This is a genomic window from Caballeronia novacaledonica, assembly GCF_900258035.1.
Taxonomy (GTDB): Bacteria; Pseudomonadota; Gammaproteobacteria; order Burkholderiales; family Burkholderiaceae; genus Caballeronia; species Caballeronia novacaledonica.
Genome location: NZ_OGTP01000010.1, coordinates 66,189 through 81,561, shown reverse-complemented (window position 1 = coordinate 81,561; position 15,373 = coordinate 66,189). Strand labels below are relative to the sequence as shown.

The 15,373-nt window shown below is 64.0% G+C and carries 15 protein-coding genes; 11 read left to right on the top strand and 4 right to left on the bottom strand.

Annotation, left to right across the window (positions count from 1 at the left end):
* The first annotated feature begins 304 nt into the window (after positions 1–304).
* Both NOV72_RS16225 and NOV72_RS16220 read left to right on the top strand, forming a co-directional pair.
* Positions 305–2,068 (top strand): ABC transporter permease, encoded by a 1,764-nt coding sequence (locus NOV72_RS16225; protein ID WP_106855618.1) that lies wholly within the window; start codon positions 305–307, stop codon positions 2,066–2,068.
* A gap of 12 nt (positions 2,069–2,080) precedes the next feature.
* The gene (locus NOV72_RS16220) at positions 2,081–3,436 is read left to right on the top strand and encodes an ABC transporter ATP-binding protein (protein WP_245933067.1); all 1,356 of its coding nucleotides are present in this window, start codon (positions 2,081–2,083) and stop codon (positions 3,434–3,436) included.
* A gap of 143 nt (positions 3,437–3,579) precedes the next feature.
* On the opposite strand, the gene NOV72_RS16215 is transcribed toward NOV72_RS16220, so the two are convergent.
* The 3 genes from NOV72_RS16215 to NOV72_RS16205 all read right to left on the bottom strand — a co-directional run bounded on the left by NOV72_RS16215 (position 3,580) and on the right by NOV72_RS16205 (position 6,011).
* Positions 3,580–4,104: a hypothetical protein gene (locus NOV72_RS16215; protein WP_106855617.1), complete on the bottom strand. Its 525-nt coding sequence runs from the start codon at positions 4,102–4,104 to the stop codon at positions 3,580–3,582.
* Positions 4,101–4,655, bottom strand: a complete 555-nt coding sequence (locus NOV72_RS16210) for a hypothetical protein (protein WP_106855616.1) — start codon at positions 4,653–4,655, stop codon at positions 4,101–4,103. The genes NOV72_RS16215 and NOV72_RS16210 overlap by 4 nt, the downstream gene beginning before the upstream one ends.
* Before the next feature lie 288 nt (positions 4,656–4,943).
* Positions 4,944–6,011, bottom strand: coding sequence for a sigma-54 interaction domain-containing protein (locus NOV72_RS16205; protein WP_106855615.1), 1,068 nt, complete (start codon positions 6,009–6,011; stop codon positions 4,944–4,946).
* A gap of 576 nt (positions 6,012–6,587) precedes the next feature.
* Between NOV72_RS16205 and NOV72_RS16200 the strand changes: the two genes are divergently transcribed.
* The 9 genes from NOV72_RS16200 (at position 6,588) to NOV72_RS16160 (ending at position 13,401) form a co-directional block, all read left to right on the top strand.
* Positions 6,588–6,929, top strand: coding sequence for a hypothetical protein (locus tag NOV72_RS16200; RefSeq protein WP_106855737.1), 342 nt, complete (start codon positions 6,588–6,590; stop codon positions 6,927–6,929).
* A 62-nt stretch (positions 6,930–6,991) separates the two neighbouring features.
* Positions 6,992–7,309: an ElaB/YgaM/YqjD family protein gene (locus NOV72_RS16195; protein ID WP_106855614.1), complete on the top strand. Its 318-nt coding sequence runs from the start codon at positions 6,992–6,994 to the stop codon at positions 7,307–7,309.
* A 68-nt stretch (positions 7,310–7,377) separates the two neighbouring features.
* A complete protein-coding gene (locus tag NOV72_RS16190) occupies positions 7,378–7,614 on the top strand; it encodes a hypothetical protein (RefSeq protein WP_106855613.1) in 237 nt (78 codons plus the stop codon).
* A gap of 330 nt (positions 7,615–7,944) precedes the next feature.
* Positions 7,945–9,348 carry a sigma-54-dependent transcriptional regulator gene (locus tag NOV72_RS16185; RefSeq protein WP_106855612.1) on the top strand — a complete coding sequence of 468 codons (1,404 nt, stop codon included), beginning with the start codon at positions 7,945–7,947 and terminating at the stop codon, positions 9,346–9,348.
* A gap of 220 nt (positions 9,349–9,568) precedes the next feature.
* Positions 9,569–9,787, top strand: a complete 219-nt coding sequence (locus NOV72_RS16180) for a hypothetical protein (RefSeq protein WP_106855611.1) — start codon at positions 9,569–9,571, stop codon at positions 9,785–9,787.
* 225 nt (positions 9,788–10,012) lie between these two features.
* A complete protein-coding gene (locus NOV72_RS16175) occupies positions 10,013–10,249 on the top strand; it encodes a hypothetical protein (protein WP_106855610.1) in 237 nt (78 codons plus the stop codon).
* A 191-nt stretch (positions 10,250–10,440) separates the two neighbouring features.
* Positions 10,441–11,895 (top strand): alpha,alpha-trehalose-phosphate synthase (UDP-forming), encoded by a 1,455-nt coding sequence (gene otsA, locus NOV72_RS16170; RefSeq protein ID WP_106855609.1) that lies wholly within the window; start codon positions 10,441–10,443, stop codon positions 11,893–11,895.
* Positions 11,896–12,016: 121 nt separating this feature from the next.
* Positions 12,017–12,364 (top strand): chemotaxis protein, encoded by a 348-nt coding sequence (locus NOV72_RS16165; RefSeq protein WP_106855608.1) that lies wholly within the window; start codon positions 12,017–12,019, stop codon positions 12,362–12,364.
* A 125-nt stretch (positions 12,365–12,489) separates the two neighbouring features.
* Positions 12,490–13,401 (top strand): YihY/virulence factor BrkB family protein, encoded by a 912-nt coding sequence (locus NOV72_RS16160; RefSeq protein WP_106855607.1) that lies wholly within the window; start codon positions 12,490–12,492, stop codon positions 13,399–13,401.
* A 110-nt stretch (positions 13,402–13,511) separates the two neighbouring features.
* Here NOV72_RS16160 and NOV72_RS16155 read toward each other — a convergent pair whose 3' ends face one another.
* Positions 13,512–14,999 (bottom strand): RNA polymerase factor sigma-54, encoded by a 1,488-nt coding sequence (locus NOV72_RS16155; protein WP_106855606.1) that lies wholly within the window; start codon positions 14,997–14,999, stop codon positions 13,512–13,514.
* Between the last annotated feature and the right edge of the window lie 374 nt (positions 15,000–15,373).

The window sequence follows — 15,373 nt, the reverse complement described above, 5'->3', positions numbered from 1 at the left end:
ATTTTGCCCGTGCCGTGCCGAAGAGCAACAGAAACTTCGCAGGAATGGCGCGCCGGACCGCATGAAGGTTGTGCCGGTCACACGGGTTGGTGTAGTGTCGCTCGGTTCAGCGCGGGGATCGCTGACGCGGCGACTGCCTGGCGCCGTTATTCGTGCTGATCGTGTCGTCGTTTTGACGGCCGCGTGCGTTGAGCATGAGGCTGTTCCGGGCAAAGGCTTCTTGCCCGCCGGACGGCCCGTTCGCCGTCTCAAGCAACACCCGCGCTCGCGCGGTCGGAACACAGCCTTACGGGGAGGGCCTTGCATGGAATTTGGTTTCAATCTGAATCGCACGGCGAATGCGTCGGCCTGGCGAATCCTGCCCAATCGCTGGGATTTCGTCGCATTCCCGATGATCATCTGCATCATCGCGCTCGCCGCCGTCGGCTTTCACGAGACCCTGGCGCCGATCTCCACGCTGCAGACCCAGGCGATCTCGCTCGACCCCGCGAATCTCCCCGAGTACGCGTTGCGCACGACCTTGCGCATGCTGCTGGCGATGGTCGCGTCGCTCATCTTCACGCTGATCTACGGCACGCTCGCGGCGAAGAGCCGGCGTGCGTCGATCGTGCTCGTGCCGATTCTCGACATCCTTCAGTCGGTGCCGGTGCTGGGCTACATCTCGTTTACGGTGACGTTCTTCCTCGCGATGTTCCCGGGGCGCGTGATCGGCGCCGAATGCGCGGCGATCTTCGCGATCTTCACGAGCCAGGCGTGGAACATGACGTTCAGCTTCTACCAGTCGCTGCGCACGGTGCCGCGCGACCTGGACGAAGTCTCGCGCGGCTTTCACCTCACCAACTGGCAGCGCTTCTGGAAGCTCGAAGTGCCGTTCTCGATGCCCGGCCTCATCTGGAACATGATGATGTCGATGTCGGGCGGCTGGTTCTTCGTCGTCGCGTCCGAGGCGATCACGGTCGGCAACCGTACGATCGTGCTGCCGGGCGTCGGCGCGTATCTGGCCACGGCCATCAGCGAGCGCAATCTGAGCGCGATCGGCTGGGTGATCCTCGCGATGACCATCGTCATCCTGGCCTACGACCAGTTGATGTTCCGGCCGCTCGTCGCGTGGGCCGACAAGTTCCGCATGGAGAACACGAGTTCGGGCGACGAGCCGTCGTCGTGGCTGCTCGACCTGATCCGCCGCACGCGCCTGATTCACCGTCTGCTCGTGCCGGCGGGATGGATTCTCGCGAAGGCGGCGCGTGTGCCGATCAAGCTGCCGTCGCTGCAGGGCGCGCTGGAAAACGTGGGTCTGCCGCTGCGCGCGAAAGTGCCGTCCACGCGCGTGGGCGATATCGTGTGGGGCACGGTCGTCGTGCTGATCACGGTGTTCGTCGTGTGGAAGGTCGGGTCGTTCGTCGCGACCGGCGTCACCTGGGGCGAAGTCGGCCACGTGTTCGTGCTCGGCTTCATCACGCTTTTGCGCGTGGTGGTGCTGATCGCGCTCGCGTCGGTGGTGTGGGTGCCCATCGGCGTGCTGATCGGGCTGCGTCCGGCGCTTGCCGAAAAGATCCAGCCGCTCGCGCAGTTCCTCGCGGCGTTCCCGGCGAACCTGCTGTTTCCGGTGTTCGTCGTGGTGATCGTGCGCTTCCATCTGAACCCGGATATCTGGCTGTCGCCGCTCATCGTGCTCGGCACGCAGTGGTATATCCTCTTCAACGTGGTCGCGGGCGCGTCCTCTTATCCGAACGATTATCGCGAGGCGGCGAGCAACTTCCAGATCCGCGGCTGGCAGTGGTGGAAGAACTGCATGCTGCCGGGCATCTTTCCTTATTACATCACCGGCGCGATCACCGCTTCGGGCGGCGCGTGGAACGCGAGTATCGTCGCGGAAGCGGTGTCGTGGGGGAAGACGGAGGTCGTCGCGCACGGGCTCGGCGCCTATATCGCCCAGACGACCGCCGCGGGCGACTACCCGAAAATCATTCTCGGCATCGCCGTGATGTCGCTGTTCGTCACGCTGTTCAACCGACTGTTGTGGCGCCCGCTATACGCCTACGCCGAAGCTAGACTCCGGCTGGATTGAGGACGAGTTCCGATGCAGAACCTGAAAAATACGCAGACGTCGGCGGCGCAAGGTATTCAGCGCCCGCAAGGCACGCCGCCGCGACTGGGCGCGGAGATCCTGCGCGTGGCGAACGTGAGCCGCGGCTTCAACAAGACGCAGGGCGAACTGCTCGTGCTCGACGATGCCAACCTCTCGCTGCGCGAAGGGGAGATCGTCGGATTGCTCGGGCGTTCGGGCTCGGGCAAATCGACGCTCCTGCGCATCATCGCCGGGCTGATCGAGCCGACGGCCGGCGAAGTGACCTATTTGAACGAGCCGTTGAGCGGCCCCGCGAAGGGCGTCGCGATGGTGTTCCAGACGTTCGCGCTGTTTCCGTGGCTGACCGTGCTCCAGAACGTGGAAGCCGGTCTGGAAGCGCAGGGCGTGGGCGCGCGCGAGCGCCGCGAACGCGCGCTGGCCGCGATCGACCTGATCGGTCTCGATGGTTTCGAGAACGCGTATCCGCGCGAACTGTCGGGCGGCATGCGCCAGCGCGTGGGTTTCGCGCGGGCGCTCGTCGTCGATCCGACGCTGCTGCTCATGGACGAGCCGTTCTCCGCGCTCGACGTGCTGACCGCCGAAAACCTGCGTACCGATCTGCTCGATCTGTGGACGCAAGGGCGCATGCCGATCAAGTCGGTGCTGATCGTCACGCACAACATCGAGGAAGCCGTGTTCATGTGCGACCGCATTCTGGTGCTGTCGTCGAATCCGGGGCGCGTGATGGCCGAGATCAAGGTGCCGTTCAAGCATCCGCGCAATCGTCTGGACCCGGCGTTCCGGCGTCTCGTCGACGACATTTACGCGAAGATGACCGCGCGCCAGATGGACGAAGCGAAAAAGAAGGGGCTCGAGCTGGGAAGCTGGCTGCCGTCGGTGTCGACCAACCTGATGGCGGGTCTCATCGAAACGCTCGCGGCCGAGCCGTACCACGGCCGCGCGGACATGCCCGAAATCGCGCGCACGCTGCACCTCGAAGTCGACGATCTCTTTCCGATCGCGGAAGTGCTGCAGCATCTGGGTTTTGCCGACGTGCGCGAGGGCGACATCTTCCTCACGCCGCAAGCGCGCGTGTTCGCGGAGTTCGGCACGCAGGAGCGCAAGATGATGTTCGCGGAGCATCTGCTGCGGCACGTGCCGCTGGCCGCGCGGATCAAGAAGGTGCTGAACGAGCGGCCGGGACATCGCGCGCCGCGCGTGCGCTTCGAGCAGGAACTGGAGGACTTTCTCTCCGACAAGGCCGCGCAGGAGACGCTCGATGCCGTCATCGACTGGGGACGTTACGGGGAAATCTTCTCGTATAACGACCAGACCGAGATGCTGAGCCTGGAGGATGTGGAAGCCTAAGCTTCGTCGTTTCCGGTCGGTTCGAAAGCGCGGTTGCCGTTGACGGGACCGCGCTTTTTTATTGGCGTTGGCCGTTTGGCTGAAAGGCGATGCGCGGTGTCCGAATGGAACGCCGCGCTTCTCGTTTCCGAACTGCGGCGAGCTTACTGCAAGTTCCCCCACCGCTCGACCGCAGGCTCCGCCGACGCCCATTTCCATCCGGTCGGCTGCTGGCAAGCCGTCGCGATGAACCACTCGGCGGGCGCTTTCGCATCGTCGCCATCGACGACGGAGAACGCGAATTCCTTGCACGTCGCAAGCGCGCTGCTGAACTCGCGCAACACGCGCACGTCGCCGTGGCCGTTCTCGACCGGCAACGTGTGCTTGACCTTCCACGGCCGCGTTTCGCCGACCTGCGAGATGCCCGCCGTCACCGCGATCATGACCTGCTGATCCTGATGCAGCGACTTGGTGACGCGCTTGACCGCTTCGTCGGTGGCGGCCTGCACCGCGATGCCCACGCCGAGCCCGATGGCCGGATTGGTCGTGAACGCGCCCGTCGCGATGCCGGCCGTTGCGCCGGCCGCCGCGCCGATCGACGCGCAGCCGCTCATCGACACGCACGCGGCCGCGCCCGCCGCGATCAGGCCCAGACGCAGCGTCAGAGTTACGTCGAGAGACAGCGTCATTGCAGCGAGCCCCAGCGCGGTGTGGCGGGCTCGGCCGAGGCCCACTTCCACTTGTCGCCGTCGCGGCACACCGAGGCCACGTAGAACGCACTGTCGGCGGCGCGGTCTTTCGTGGCGTCGCGATCGACGGAGAAGACGATTTCCTTGCAATCGAGCACGCCGCTGCTGATCGTGCGGCTCACCGTCACGCGGCCTTTCTCGTCTTCCTCGATCGGCACCGAATGCACCGCCTTCCACGGCGCGACCGCGCCGACCGCGAGCGGCCCGGCGACCGATGCGATCTGATCCTGCGTGTTGGTATGGACGACGCGCTGCGAGTACTGCACGCCTGCGCGCGCCGCGGCAACCGCGCCCAGACCGATGCCGGTCGCGACCGCGGCGTTGCTGGTGACGCTGTTCGCCACCGCCGCACCCGCGATACCGGCGCCCGCCGTCGCGCCTTCGCTATAGAGCGAGTTGCATCCACTGAGGCTCACGCAAGCGATGACGCCTGAGATGATTGCGGCGAGCGCGGCGGCGCGCGGGCTGCGCCGATGGACCCTGATCTGCATGTTGCTTTCCTTCGTCTACCGTTTCCCGACGCTTGCCATCGGGGTTCGAGGGCTCGAATCTTCTTGAAGTGTCGGCTTCAAGTCGCCGCCCGGCAACGCACGGACGGCACGATGCGCGGGCTTCGCGCATTTTGAAGCATGCTTCTAATTACCGCCTTGAGAAAATTGCAAGAAATTGCAAGTGCTGTGGATTCGTTTCGCTGCGCGCATCGGTGCGGACGAAAAGAAGCGAGCGCGGCCATGCGCGCTCGCTTCGGAATTCATGCCGGTGAAAGCCGGCGGACGCCTTCAGCTTTCGCTGCCGGACGCTGCTTCGCCGCCTTCGGTGTCTTCGTTTTCGTAGGCGCCCAGGCGGTTGTACAAGGTCTTGAGGCTCACGCCGAGCGCCTTCGCCGCACGCCGCTTGTCGCCGCCGCAATGCTTGAGCGTGCCGAGGATGATCTGCTTTTGCGCATCGGCGAGGGGCGTGCCGACCCAGACGTTCATCGCGTCGCCCTGCGTGACGGGCTTCTTCACGCGCGACGCAAGATGCGGATGCGCAATCTCCACCGTCTTCTCAGCGAGGATGAACGCGCGATAGACCGTGTTCTTCAGCTCGCGCACGTTGCCCGGCCACGAATAGGTGCGCAGCACGTCGAGCGCGCGTTTGCTGAAGACCTTGTTCGTGCCTTCCTGCGCGTTCATCTCGGAGAGGAAATGCTGCGCAAGCAGTTCGCGGTCCGAATCGCGCTCGCGCAGAGGCGGCGCGCGCAGCGGAAATACCGCGAGGCGATACATCAGGTCCTCGCGCAAGCCGTTTTCCTTCACGGCCGCGACGGGATCGCGATTGGTCGCCGCGATCACACGCACGTCCGAGCTGATGAGATCGTTGCCGCCGACGCGAAAGAACGTGCCGGTCTCCAGCGCGCGCAGCAGCTTCACTTGCCGCACGGGCGACATCTCCGTGACTTCGTCGAGAAAGAGCGTGCCGCCGTTCGCGTGCTCGAAATAGCCGATACGTCCCTGCACCGCGCCCGTGAAGCTGCCTTTCTCGTGACCGAAGAGCTCGGCTTCAATGAGATTGTCGGGAATCGCGCCGCAGTTCACCGCGATGAACGGCGCGTCCTTGCGCGCGCTGTGGTCGTGAATCGTCCGGGCGACGAGCTCCTTGCCGGTGCCCGACTCGCCGATGATGAGCGCCGTCGCATCCGTGGCGGCGACGCGCTCGATTTGCGCGTACAACTCCAGCATCACGGGTGACGAGCCGTAGAGCAGTCCGTAGGACTTCAGGCCCGGCACTTCTCCCGTGTTGCGCTTTCTCTGCGCGGGTGTATCGCCGACCGCGGTGGGCGGCGGATCCAGATCGGTTGACGCCATGTGTCCTGATCGTTCCAGTTCTGCGTGTGTCGTGGGCGGGCGGCGGCGTGCGCGGGCGCGTCCGGTTGCAGCCGGCGTGGCGCAGTTCGGCGCGCACGAGCGGCGCAACCGTGGATGACCGCGCGCATCGGCATATGACGCGCCCGTGCGCGTTGCCCGTCGTGCTCACGCCAGCCGTGAGCCGCTCTTCCTCGTGGTGCGTCGGTCCAGGATCGTCTGCATCGGATGCGTTCGCATCGTCGATTCGATTGCAGGCAACCTGTCTCATAAACGCTATTTAACCATTCGCAACGACGTTGCGGCAATGCGCCGTCCAACGCGCAGCATATTTTGTCTAAGCCGCACGGCGCTTCCGGAAAGGTTCTCCTTTACGCACCGAGAATTTACAAGGCCACAGCGTAATTGTTACCCGATCATCGGCGGTTTAGGGTCGCAGGCAAGCGTCGCGCTCCGGTTTGCAATGTCTGGCACGAAAGCTGCATACGGCTGGTCATCGTGATTCTTATTCGAAAGTTCGCCGACGAGCATCGTTTCCGAGGCGCGCACACGAGGATGGGCGAGAGAGGCAAAAGCATCATGGAAGACTTCTTTATTTTCGACGGGGGCGCACACGAGCGCGCCGCTCCTTCGCGGTCCGCCCGCGCGCGACACGGCAATCGCCAGGAACTCGCGGCCGGCGAGCCGATCGACATCTATCACTGGGCCGCCGTCGCGCTCGTCACCGCATTGATGTGCGCGGTGCTAGGCTATGCGGCGGGCACGCCGGCGCTTGCGCGTGCCGCGAACGTGACGAGCCTCGTGTTCGCCGCGATGGGCGGCGCGCTGATGGCAAGCGGCGTCGTGCGCAGCCTGCGTGCGCGGATCGAGGCAGGCGGACGCCTTTCCGTGACCCGCCTTCCGGTCGCCGAAACGCGCTGATTCCGCATCGGAGTCGGCGTCGGCGCTGTCAGACAAACCCAATTAGGCGAGGACTACATTTCATGAGTCAAACGACTGTCCAGCTTGCGTTGGGCAAGCAAAAGATCATCGAAGACATCAAGGTGCTGCTGAACGATTCGGAGGAGTTGCTGCGATTGTCGGCGACGCTTCCGGGCGAGGGCGTCGATGCGCTGCGTTCGCGTTTGCGCGATCACGTGGATTCGGCGCGTAACGCGCTCGAAGATGCGCAGGCGAATGCGCAAAGCCGTTATCGCGCGAGCGTCGATTGCACCGCGAAATATGTGAAGGACAATCCGTGGCAGTCGCTCGGCATTGCCGCGGGCGTCGGCTTTCTGGTGGGACTTCTGGTTTCCCGCTGATTCGCCCGTATTCGACGCGAATGCGTAATGACGGCAGCGGATTAACTTTACGATGGGAGAGAGCACAAATGGCACGGCCTTCGATCGGAATTTTCGGCGCGCTGTTCGCAGTCGGCAGCGTTCTCGCATGGAAGTGGGTGCAATCGCAGGATCTCGCCGGACGGCGCGCGGCGCGCGACCTGAACCGCTGGGAAGACGAGGGCGGCAAGGTGCTGACGCCATCGACCGGCGCGAGCGCGCAAGCGGTGAACGGCCATGGCGTCGTCGGCGGAACGGCCGATGCCTGGCATTTTCCGCGGAGCTGAAGCGCGCCGGCTTCATCGATAGTTCTTCAATGGTGCGATCAATAAAACGCACGCTGGTTCGGCGTGCGTTTTTTACCGTAATAAACGCTTATAATCAGTGAAACTCCGGCCATAAGTTGTCTAAATGGAAAAACTTACGCTGGATTGAACCAGGCGTGCGGATCATCGGAAATTATTCTATTTTTCGCGCATTTCGCGTGTCGCCGATTTATCTTTAATCGGCCTTGATCGCGAATCGCACCGGCCCGCGCGGCGCCCTTGCCGCACGGAGAAGACCGCGCCACCACATGGCGTGTGACCTGAAAACGCTTTGGAAGAATTCGAGACGCAATGCCACACGTATTGATTGTCGATGACGATCCCAGTACCCGCGAGGCGCTAGCCGCGATCATCGGCGAAGACGGATTGACGACGGCCACCGCCAGCGATTTGCGCGAGGCGCGCATTCAGCTCGTGCGGCAGACGCCGGACGTCGTGTTCACCGATCTCAAGCTGCCCGACGGCACGGGCGTCGATCTTTTCGAGGATCTCGATCCGCGCTCGGGCGTCGAGGTCATCGTGATCACCGGCCACGCAACGGTGGAATCGGCGGTCAGCGCGCTCAAGATGGGCGCCACCGACTATCTCGTCAAACCGATCAACATGCAGCGCGTGAAGGCCATCCTTTCGCGCCTGCCGCGCGCCGGCGACCTGAAGGCGGAAATCGGCACCTTGCGCGGCGAATTGCGGCGCATGGGCCGCTTCGGGCTGATGCTCGGCAACTCGCCCGCGATGCAAACCGTGTACGACCAGATCGGCCGTGTTGCGCCGACGGCCGCCTCGGTGCTGCTGATCGGCGAGTCGGGCACCGGCAAGGAAGTCGCCGCGCAGACGCTGCACGAACTCAGCCTGCGCCGCAAGCATTCGTTCATCGCGGTGAATTGCGGGGCGATCTCGCCGAACCTGATCGAATCGGAAATGTTCGGCCACGAGCGCGGCTCGTTCACGGGCGCGGACCGGCAGCACAAGGGTTATTTCGAGCGCGCGAACGGCGGCACGCTGTTCCTCGACGAAATCACCGAAATGCCCATCGAGCTTCAGGTGAAGCTGCTGCGCGTGCTGGAGACGGGCATGTTCATGCGCGTCGGCACGACCAAGGAAATCGAGACGGACGTGCGCCTCATCGCCGCGACCAATCGCGATCCCGAGCAGGCCGTGCTCGAAGGCAAGCTGCGTCTCGATCTGTATCACCGGCTGAACGTGTTCCCGATCAACCTGCCGCCGTTGCGCGAGCGCGGCAAGGACGTCGAACTGCTCGGTCAGGCGTTCCTCGACGAACTGAACGCCCGATACAACACGAAGAAGGAATTCCCGCCCGCCGTGCGCGAGATGCTGGCCTCGTACAACTGGGCGGGCAACGTGCGGGAGCTGAAGAACTACGTGCAGCGCGCGTACATCATGTCGGCGTCGGATTCGGACAGCACGGCGACCGTGCCGCTGCAGATTTCGTTGTCGAAGCCATCGGCGGGCACGGCGGTGACGATTCCGTTCGGCACGTCGCTCGCGCAGGCCGACCGTCAGCTCATTCTCGCCACGCTGGATCAGTGTGGCGGCGTAAAGACGCGCGCCGCCGAAATCCTCGGCATCAGCCTGAAAACGCTCTATAACCGGCTCGTGGAATATGGCGAGGACGCGAACAAGGCCACCGTCGGCGAGGGCGGCGATCTGAACGAGTCTGATAGCGAACACACTTGATCTTCGCTTATCTTTAGACAAAACAGCGCCTGCGGCTTTTAAAGAGCGCAGGCGTTTTTCATTGGCAGGCGCGTCTTCTACGCCGATAATGTGACAGGAGATGCGCAACGGACGCTTCCGAGGGGCATGGCCCTTGCTGCCGGTCAGGTGACATCCGCGCGTGGCGCACAGGCGCCGTCGGATGGCGAAATTACGATCACAAGACCGCAAGGAGTCCGCCATGTCTTTCAGCACGCCCAGTCGCGTATCCGATGGTGCCCGTATCGAAGCACAGACGCCGCAGCCGCCGGACCCGCCGGTGACGCCGCCCGATCAGCCGCCGCCCACGCCGATGCCGCCCGACACGAATCCGGACCCGACGCGTGAGCCGCCCGAACCGCCGTCGCAACCTATCGGCGATCCGCCGCCGGGACCGGGCGAAACGCCGCACGTTTACTAGCAGCGAAAAGGGAAGGCGGGATTGCAGACGTCGGACAATGCCCAGAATTCGTGCAAGGTTTGAATAAGTTTCCATCCGGTACGTAGACATTACAACGGATGGCGCAATAATGACCGGCGACACGTTCTGTCGCCGGTCGCTTTTTCTGAAGCCGCGCTTTATCGAGCGCAACGGTCCGACGCCGCCGACGTCACTATCGCGACGGCCTTCTTCTCTGGAGGCATCATGAGGCATCCCGCACTTCGACGCTCCGCGCGTCATTCTTCCAAGCGCGAAGCGCGCGCCGAAGCGGCCAAGGCAGCCGGCGCACAAGGCGCTTCCGCGCCGCCCGCCGACCACGATCCCGCCGCTCAGAACCGCCCCGCGCCTGGCGCGCCGCCCGATGGCGAGCATAACCAGGGCGGCGTGCGCCGCGAGGGCATCGACTATCAGCGCGATCTGGGCTCCGAGCAGGACGCGTGATTCCGGCCGGCGGAAGCACCCGGTACAAGAATAAAAATTTCTACGCGGCGTGCGTTCGCCGCGTATTTTTGTTCGTCCGTAACATCTCCATACAAACTTTTATTTACTAAAGGCTATAAAAAGGCACAGCTTTTGCATACCCTTGATCGCCAATTCGAGCATGCAACGACAACTGATGAGGTGACGCTGTAATGAGCAGATTGATCGTGGTATCGAATCGCGTCGCGCCGATCCAAGAGGGCAAGCCCAGCGCGGGCGGCCTCGCGATCGGCGTTCTCGATGCGCTCAAGGAGACCGGGGGTGTGTGGTTCGGCTGGAGCGGCGAGATCGTCGGCGAGGCGGGCGCGCCTGTCCTGGAGAAGGGCGGCAAGGTGACGTACGCGACGGTCGGACTCACGCGCCGCGATTACGACCAGTACTATCGAGGTTTCTCGAACGCCACGCTGTGGCCGACGTTTCACTACCGCAATGACCTGTCGCGCTTCGATCGCGAGGAATTTGCGGGATACATGCGCGTCAACGCGAGCCTCGCCGCGAAGCTGAAGGCGATGCTTCAGCCCGACGACATCATCTGGGTGCATGACTATCACATGCTCCCGTTCGCGCAGGAATTGAGAAAGCTCGGCGTCGCGAATCCGATCGGCTTCTTTCTGCATATCCCGTTCCCCGTGCCGGAGATGATGCGCACCGTGCCGCCGCACGAGGAACTGATCGCGGCGATGTGTCAGTACGACGTCGTCGGTTTTCAGACGGACAGCGACAAGCAGTCGTTCATCGATTACGTGGAGCGCACGAGCCGCGGCCACTTCAACGAAGACGACGGCATGCTGCAAGCCTTCGGCCGCATGCTGAAAGTGGGCGCGTACCCCATCGGCATCTATCCGGACGCCATCGCACAGGCCGCCGAGCAGTTCGCGAACCGCAAGCAGGTGAAGAGCCTGCGCGACAGCATGCGCGGACGCAAGCTCATCATGAGCGTCGATCGCCTCGACTATTCGAAGGGACTTGTCGAGCGCTTTCAGGCGTTCGAGCGGCTCCTGCTGAACGCGCCGGGCTGGCATGGCCGCGTGTCGCTCGTGCAGATCGCGCCGCCGACGCGCTCGGACGTGCAGACGTATCAGCGCATCCGCCAGAATCTGGAAGGCGAGGCGGGCCGCATCAACGGACGATTCGCTCAGCTCGACTGGACGCCGATCCAGTATCTCAACCGCAAATACGAGCGCAATCTGCTGATGGCGCTGTTCCGGCTCTCGCAGGTCGGCTACGTGACGCCGCTGCGCGACGGCATGAATCTGGTCGCGAAGGAATACGTGGCCTCGCAGGATCCGGCCGATCCGGGCGCGCTCGTGCTGTCGCAGTTCGCGGGCGCGGCGGATCAGTTGCCGGGCGCGCTCGTCGTCAATCCGTTCGATTTGTCGCAGATGTCCGAAGCGCTGGAGCGCGCGTTGTCGATGCCGCTCGCCGAGCGTCAGGCGCGTCACGCCGACATGATGGCGCCGCTGCGCGAGAACAATCTTTCGGTGTGGCGCGACTCGTTCCTGTCGGATTTGCGCAGCGTCGCGACGGCCACTTCCGTCACCGAAAAGACGGTCAAGACGGTGAAGCAGGGCGCGAGCGAAGCGAAACGTCCGGCGGCGAAGGCCTGAGTTCGCGCCGAAAGTTGTCTTGCATCACGACCCCGCGCTTCGAAAGAAGCGCGGGGTTTTTTCATGCGTCGTGCGCGGAACGGGATTTGCGGATTCATCGTGGACACGATCCAAGGAGGTCATGATGAGCGGAAGCACATTGAACCCGCCCGAAGACGATGGCGCGGAATACGGCAAGGGACACGGCACCGGAGCGCTCGGCCCGAGCGATTCGTCCGACAGCGGTTCGGACGTGCAGGGCGAAAAGCGCTATCCGGGCGACATCGAAGATGAACTCGACGCCCACGCGCTCGGCCAGTCCAAGGCCGAGTTGAACAGCGACACGGACCGCTTCGGCACGGGTGAAACCGCATCGGCGGACGGCGACAACAATCTGGAAGCCGACGCCGATATCCTGCCCGACGAAATCGAGGACGAAACGCGCGGCCTCACCGACGAGGACGCCGACCCGGCCGCCGATCGGCCCTGACCGGCACGCGAAGCAGGAGTCACAAGCGGCGCGCTCTCACCGGAGCGCGCCGTTTTACACACGATTCGCATCGCGGGGATAACATCGTCGGTTGACACTTCAAGCCGCGCTCACACGCTCCGCCGATGGATCAGGACGTCTCCGCCACTCAATCCACGCCTGTCGCTTCGGGGCGCACGTCGCGCGTCGGCTGGCTTTCGTGGGTCGTCGATCCGATCACGCAATGGTCGCAGGACCACTGCCTGATGTTCTCGGCGGCGATCGCGTTCTTCGCCGCGTTCTCGATCGCGCCGACGCTCGTCATCGTGATCGCGGTCGCGAGCGTCTTCTTCGGCGCCGATGCCGTGCAAGGGCGGCTCTTCGACGAGATCAGCGGCGTCGTGGGCGTGGACGCGGCGCGCACGCTGGAGGCGATCGTCGCGAACGCGTGGCACGCGGACATCGCGCGCAGCACGGCGATTATTTCGGTCGCGGGCGTGCTGATCGGCGCGTCGGCGACGTTCTCGTCGCTGCACAGCGCGCTCAATGTCATCTGGCCGACGCCCGCCGTGAGCACGCGCGAGAGCATCGTCACGCTGCTGCGCGTGCGGCTGATGTCGTTCGGGCTGGTGGTCGGTTCCGGCTTGCTCGTCGCGGTGCTGCTCGTGCTCGACGCGCTCGTCGAGATACTCGGCCATTGGGTGCTCGGCGACGGCAGTCCGTTCATCGTGCTGTCGGGCCTCACGCGGCGCGCGATATCGCTCGGCGTGCTGATGACCGCGTTCACCGTGCTGCTCAAATTCCTGCCGACGACGCGCATGCGCTGGGGCGATGCGGCGCTCGGCGCGACCGCCGCCGCGCTGCTGTTCGAAGGCGGCAAGCGGCTCTTCGCGTTCTATCTCGCGCACGCGGGCACGGCGAACATGTTCGGCGCGGCGGGATCGCTCGCGATCATCCTCATGTGGCTCTATTACTCGGCGGCGGTGTTTCTGCTCGGCGCGGAGCTATCGGCGACGGCGGCACGAAAGCGCACGCATCGGGCGTCGGGGTGGCGGTAAGCGCGGACGAAAAAAGGCCGCCCGCATGGACGGCCTGTCACTCGCGCTCCTGTCGCTCGGGCGCCTCGCTTGACCGGGTCGTCGCCGAGCGCGTGAGAGCGTCGAAAACGTCACGCCTGACGGCGCAATTCCGCGGGCGGCACCTTCATCAAATGCCGATACTTCGCCACCGTGCGCCGCGCGACGATCACGCCCTGATCCGCGAGCATCTTCGCGAGACTCACGTCGGATAGCGGATCGCGCGTGTTCTCCTTCGAGATCATTTCCTTGAGCAGCGCGCGCACCGCTGCCGCCGAACACGTGCCCCCGCTTTCCGTGCTCAGTTCGCGCGGGAAGAAGTGCTTGAACTCGAAGATGCCGCGCGGCGTGGCCATGTACTTGTTGCCCGTCGCACGCGAGATGGTCGATTCGTGCAGGCCGAGTTCATCGGCGACATCGCGCAGCACGAGCGGCTTCAGCGCGATCTCGCCGTAGTCGAAGAACGCCTTCTGATGCGACACGATGCATTCGGCGACGCGCTGAATCGTCGTGAAGCGCTGCTGCGCGTTGCGAATGAGCCAGCGCGCTTCCTGCAATTGCTGCGCGAGCGGTGAGCGGCTCGCGCCGGCCGACTGCGCGAAAAGCTCCGCGTACATGCGATGGATGCGCGCACGCGGCAGCACCGCCGGATTGATCGTCACGACCCATTGCTTTTTCGCCTGACGCACGATGACGTCCGGCACCACGTAGTTGTCCTCGCTCTGACCATAGTTCTCGCCCGGCTTCGGATCGAGACGGCGCACGAGCGCGCACGCGACGCGCAGTTCATCCGCGCTGCAGCCGATTTTTTTCTGCAATTCGGCCTGCTCGCGGCGAGCCAGGCGCTCCAGATGATGCGCGACGATCTCGAGCGCGACGGCGCGGCCCGGCGTATCCGCGTCGAGCGCTTCGAGTTGCAGCGTCAGGCATTCGGACAGATTGCGCGCGCCGACGCCCGGCTTGTCGAGCGACTGCACGAGCTTCAGCGCGATAGTGAGTTCGTCCTCGTGCAGCGCGGGTTCGATCTCGACGACATCCGCGAGCTCGCTCAACTCCTGACGCAGATAGCCGTCGTCGTCGAGCGCTTCGATGATGAGTTGCGCGATCGCGCGATCCCGCTGGTTCAGTTGATAGAGCCGCAACGCGTCGTGCAGCGTTTCGTGCAGCGACGGCTCGATGCGCACCCAGTCGGCGGGATCGGAGCCCTCGCCGTCGCCGCTGTTACGTGACGTGCCGCGGCCGAAGGGATCGGATGAAAATTCGCCGATGGAGTCGTCGCGCGAGCCGGCATCGGCGCTCGATTCGTTCTCCATGCCGGTTTCGGGCGCGAGCGGGGTGTCGGCGGTGCTGCTGGCCGTGGTCGACAGAGCCGATTCGCCCATCGAGCTGCCGTTGTCGGCGCCGAGTGCGTTGTCTTCGGTTTGCGACTCGTCGTATTCGAGGAAGGGATTCGTATCGAGCGCGTTTCGCAGTTCTTGCTGGAACTCCAGTGACGAGAGTTGCAGAAGGCGCACGGACTGCTGCAGACGCGGCGTGAGCGCGAGCGTTTGTTTCGCGCGGAGTTCGAGTGTAGGCGGCATTGCTTGCTAATCCTCGATGTTCTTGACGTAATGGGCTGGTTTGCGAGTCAATTAAGCAATGACCGTGCCATCGTCCGATAAGCTTATGCCGCGACTACGTTTTTTGCAGTCCGCTCCTTGGTTTTGAAGCGTTCGCGCGTGTTGTTTTACGCAGTTTTTACACGCGCTCAGACAAAAGCGACGCGCATTTCGAACGCCGCTTTGCGCACCGCCGCGAACGATTTCGCGATCGTCGAAGATTTGTTCGAAGTCGCACGAATGCCGCGCCGCACGGTGCTTTCGGCGCGTCCCGGCGGCGGATGGATCGCGCGCAAGTCTGGTCCGGCACGCAAGTTGCGGATCGAAGCTCACGATCCGCGTGCTACGGCGCGGAC